We start from the raw sequence: 4,015 nt of genomic DNA, 5'->3' as shown, positions 1-4,015 counted from the left end.
AAAACTAAATTACCAAATTGTTGGAAGACGTGAAGGCGATATAACCTCGGCATATGCAAATACAGATAAAGCCAATAATGTTTTGGGCTGGAAAGCACAATCAACCTTAGAAGACAGTTTAGCAAGTGCTTGGAAATGGGAAAAAAAGATTAGAAAATAGTTTTCAGTCTCAGTTTACAGTAAATAACACTATGAACCAAAAACCAGATTATAAATTATTTTTTTCTTTAGTAATAGTTGCCATAGTTTGGGGAACAACTTATTTAGGAATTCGAGTTGCAGTCGAAACCATTCCGCCTTGGTTTATAACTTCTATCAGACAAGGAATTGCAGCTTTAATTGTTTTAGCCATTGTACTTTACAAAAAGGAATTAACTTGGATAGGTTGGGAAAATTTTAAAATTCAATTTATAGCTTCAGTATTAATGTTAGTAATTGCTAACGGATTTACAACTATTGCAGAACATACATTGCCTAGTGGATTAACCTCAATATTAAGCGCTTTGTCTCCAGTTGCTGTGTTTGCAGGAAGTGTTATGTTTAGTTTGCAAAAACTTAGCTTTAAAGGAGTTTTCGGAATATTATTGGGGTTTTTGGGAGTTGTTTTTATATTTAGAGATGGATTAGATGATATCCTAGATCCCAATTACAAAACTGGAATATTATTTTTAAGCATAGCAATTGTAAGTTGGTCTGCAGGAACAGTTTATTCTAAAATAAATATTTATAAATCTAATAACATTGCTTTAAATTTATTTTATCAATTTTCAATAGCAGCTTTAATTCAATTGGTTCTAGCTTTTGTGTTTTCGTCAGACACAAAAATTAGTGATTGGAGTTCACGAAGTATTTTTGCAACTATTTATTTAGCAATTTTTGGATCTGTTTTGGCTTTTTTCTGTTATCACTATGCTTTAAAAAGAGTAACTGCTGTTCAAGTTTCTATTTTGAATTATATAAATACAATTATAGCAGTTTTCTTAGGTTGGTTGCTCTTGAATGAAGTTATAAAATTTGACTTTATTATAGCTACTGTATTGATTATTGCAGGAGTTTTTATTATTAATTATAAAAAGAAATAAATAACCATCACATTTTTTGTGAGGATTTTGAGTTTATTTTTTAGTTGCTTCTTTAACTTTTTTTGCGCCTTCTTCAATTTTTTCTGCTCCTTTAGCAATAATTACTTTTGCTTTTTCTTTCACTTTAGATGAATCAATTGCTTTTTTTGCTTTCGCTTTTGCAGAATCCAATGCTTGTTTCACATCTGAACCAACAGCTTTTGACGCTTCTTTTACTTTGTCTTTAGTTTCTTCTTTACAAGAAATCAGTAATAATGTTATTACTAATAATGTGATAATTTTTCTCATTTTTTCTCATTTTTTAATTAAGCCAATATTGTTTCAACGCTATTATCAATTTTACCAACCAATCCAACTAATACCTTTCCTGGTCCAACTTCTGTAAAACTTGTTGCTCCATCTTTTATCATTTGTTGTATCGATTGTGTCCATTTTACTGGAGCAGTCAATTGAATAATTAAGTTTTTTTTAATTTCTTCTGAGTCAGAAACTGCTGTTGCTGTTACATTTTGATATACAGGACAAATTGGTGTTGAAAACGTTGTTGCTTCAATAGCAGCAGCCAATTCCTCTCTTGCTGGTTCCATCATTGGAGAATGAAATGCTCCGCCAACTGGTAAAATCAATGCTCTTTTTGCTCCAGCTTCTTTCATTTTTTCGCAAGCTAATTCAACTGCCGAATATTCTCCAGAAATCACCAATTGTCCAGGACAATTATAATTAGCTGCAACTACAACTCCATCTATTGAAGCACAAATATCTTCAACAATTTTATCTTCAAGATTCAAAACAGCTGCCATTGTTGAAGGTTTAATTTCACACGCTTTTTGCATTGCAATTGCTCTTTTCGAAACTAATTTTAATCCGTCTTCAAAAGATAAAGTACCATTGGCAACCAAAGCAGAAAATTCACCTAACGAATGTCCAGCAACCATATCAGGACAAAAATTTTCAAGAGTTTTGGCTAAAATTACCGAATGTAAAAAAACCGCTGGTTGAGTAACTTTGGTTTCTTTTAATTCTTCGGCTGTTCCTTCAAACATTATATCTGTGATTCTAAAACCTAGAATTTCGTTTGCTTTTTCAAATAATTCTTTTGCTAAAGCTGAATTTTCGTATAAATCTTTTCCCATTCCTGAGAATTGTGCGCCTTGACCCGGAAATATATATGCTTTCATTTTATGCTGAATTTATTTCAGCATCTTTAATAATGCTGAACGGTTTTTTATATCTATTAGCAAAAATAGTATTTTTATTATAATTCAATTGAATTAACTACAGTCAACAATTGATTTTTCAATTCTTCATTGGTAATTCCTTTTTCTGTATCAAAATTATCATTAAAACTTGGCAATGAAAAACTGCCTTTTATAATTCCGCCTTGAAAAGGAAATCGTTTATTAGCAATTTCCAAAACCGAACTTCCGCCACGAACTCCGGGCGAAGTTGCAAGTAAAAGCATTGGTTTATCTTGAAAAGTCTTTCCGTTAATTCTTGACATCCAATCAAAAATATTTTTAAAAGCTGTTGAATATGCTCCATTATGTTCGGCAAAAGAAATTATAATAAAGTCTGAATCTCCAATTTTAGTGTAAAAGTCATGCGCTAATTTTGGAATTCCATCTTCTTTTTCTTTGTCTATCGAAAAGATTGGCATTTCATAATCGTTCAAATCTAAAATTTCGATAGAAACGTTTTTAAATAAGCTTGAAGCATAAATTGCTAATTGTTTATTTATAGATTTTTTACTTGATGAAGCTCCAAAAGTTATAATTTTTTTCATTTAAGTTGGTGATTTATTGTTCCATCGGAATTTCCATTAATAATAATTCAGAATCTTTCGTAGCTTCGATTTTTATATTCTTTGTGTTCCAGATTCCAAAACCATCTCGAGTTTCCAATTTTTCTCCATCAATAATAATATTTCCATTAATTACAAATGCATAAATACCATTTCCTTCTTTTTTTATATTATAATTTATAGATAAATCTTCGTCAAATTTACCTAAATAAAACCATGCATCTTGATGAATCCATACCCCAGCATCTTCTTGATTTGGAGATAGAATTTGTTGCAAATTATTAATTCTATCTTCTGGATTTAAACTTATTTGTTGGTAACGAGGTTCAACATTTCTAATTTTTGGAAATACCCAAATTTGCAATAATTTTGTTTGTTTATCTTCATTTGGATTGAATTCGCTATGTTGAATTCCGGTTCCAGCACTCATTACTTGAATATCACCAGTTTTTATGGTTTCAGTATTTCCCATGCTGTCTTTGTGTGCCAAATCGCCTTCTAGTGGAATGGTTATAATTTCCATATTATCGTGTGGATGAGTTCCAAAACCCATTCCTGCAGCAACCGTGTCGTCGTTTAAAACGCGTAACATTCCAAACTGAACTCTATCTGGATTGTACCAACTTCCAAAACTAAAACTATGATAAGCATTCAGCCAACCATGATTAGCATTGCCACGAGTATTTGCTTTATGTAAAACTGAGTTTTTCATATTTTTAAATATGTTTAATGTTAAAAATCTATACTTACAAATTTACATTTGAAAAAGAAGTAAATCAAATTAATTGGGTTTTGTTTAAGATTTTTATTTTAATAAAAAAAGCCCCAAATTTCTTTGAGGCAAAATATATTTATGCTAAAACTTCCTTGATTCTTCTCATTGCTTCAGTTAGTAATTCTTCGCTTGTCGCATATGAAAAACGAATACAGTTGGAATCTCCAAAAGCGTCGCCAGTTACAGTTGCAACATTGGCTTCGGATAATAAATACATCGAAAAATCGTCAGCGTTTTTTATTAAAGTGCCACGTAATGTTTTTCCGAAAAACGAAGAAACATCTGGAAAAACATAAAATGCACCTTCTGGAACATTGATTTTTAATCCTGGAATTTCTCTTATTAATCCAACTACCA

General features: G+C 30.8%; 6 protein-coding genes and 1 pseudogene. 2 read left to right on the top strand and 5 right to left on the bottom strand.

Going from position 1 to position 4,015, the window contains the following annotated elements:
• Positions 1-160: pseudogene (locus ACH2BO_RS09340) on the top strand (UDP-glucose 4-epimerase GalE); the annotation flags it as partial.
• A 31-nt stretch (positions 161-191) separates the two neighbouring features.
• Complete coding sequence (locus ACH2BO_RS09335) at positions 192-1,082, top strand: DMT family transporter (RefSeq protein ID WP_395044479.1); 891 nt, start codon at positions 192-194, stop codon at positions 1,080-1,082.
• Positions 1,083-1,115: 33 nt separating this feature from the next.
• Here ACH2BO_RS09335 and ACH2BO_RS09330 read toward each other — a convergent pair whose 3' ends face one another.
• The 5 genes from ACH2BO_RS09330 to ACH2BO_RS09310 all read right to left on the bottom strand — a co-directional run.
• A complete protein-coding gene (locus ACH2BO_RS09330) occupies positions 1,116-1,370 on the bottom strand; it encodes a hypothetical protein (protein WP_395044478.1) in 255 nt (84 codons plus the stop codon).
• A gap of 17 nt (positions 1,371-1,387) precedes the next feature.
• A complete protein-coding gene (gene fabD / locus ACH2BO_RS09325; protein ID WP_395044477.1) occupies positions 1,388-2,260 on the bottom strand; it encodes an ACP S-malonyltransferase in 873 nt (290 codons plus the stop codon).
• Between the two features lie 77 nt (positions 2,261-2,337).
• Positions 2,338-2,865, bottom strand: a complete 528-nt coding sequence (locus ACH2BO_RS09320; RefSeq protein ID WP_395044476.1) for an NADPH-dependent FMN reductase — start codon at positions 2,863-2,865, stop codon at positions 2,338-2,340.
• 13 nt (positions 2,866-2,878) lie between these two features.
• A complete protein-coding gene (locus tag ACH2BO_RS09315) occupies positions 2,879-3,595 on the bottom strand; it encodes a pirin family protein (RefSeq protein ID WP_395044475.1) in 717 nt (238 codons plus the stop codon).
• A 139-nt stretch (positions 3,596-3,734) separates the two neighbouring features.
• A partial coding sequence (locus ACH2BO_RS09310) for an aminotransferase class I/II-fold pyridoxal phosphate-dependent enzyme (RefSeq protein ID WP_395044474.1) occupies positions 3,735-4,015 on the bottom strand: 281 nt, incomplete at its 5' end.

It is taken from the genome of Flavobacterium sp., assembly GCF_043773265.1.
Classification (GTDB): domain Bacteria; phylum Bacteroidota; class Bacteroidia; order Flavobacteriales; family Flavobacteriaceae; genus Flavobacterium.
This window is presented reverse-complemented; position numbering and strand designations above follow the sequence as displayed.

What these genes read in the sequence shown, in the direction of transcription:
- ACH2BO_RS09315 (WP_395044475.1), bottom strand. Translation starts at nt 3,595, where the DNA reads ATGAAAAACTCAGTTTTACATAAAGCAAATACTCGTGGCAATGCTAAT.
- ACH2BO_RS09330 (WP_395044478.1), bottom strand. Translation starts at nt 1,370, where the DNA reads ATGAGAAAAATTATCACATTATTAGTAATAACATTATTACTGATTTCT.
- ACH2BO_RS09335 (WP_395044479.1), top strand. Translation starts at nt 192, where the DNA reads ATGAACCAAAAACCAGATTATAAATTATTTTTTTCTTTAGTAATAGTT.
- fabD (WP_395044477.1), bottom strand. Translation starts at nt 2,260, where the DNA reads ATGAAAGCATATATATTTCCGGGTCAAGGCGCACAATTCTCAGGAATG.
- ACH2BO_RS09320 (WP_395044476.1), bottom strand. Translation starts at nt 2,865, where the DNA reads ATGAAAAAAATTATAACTTTTGGAGCTTCATCAAGTAAAAAATCTATA.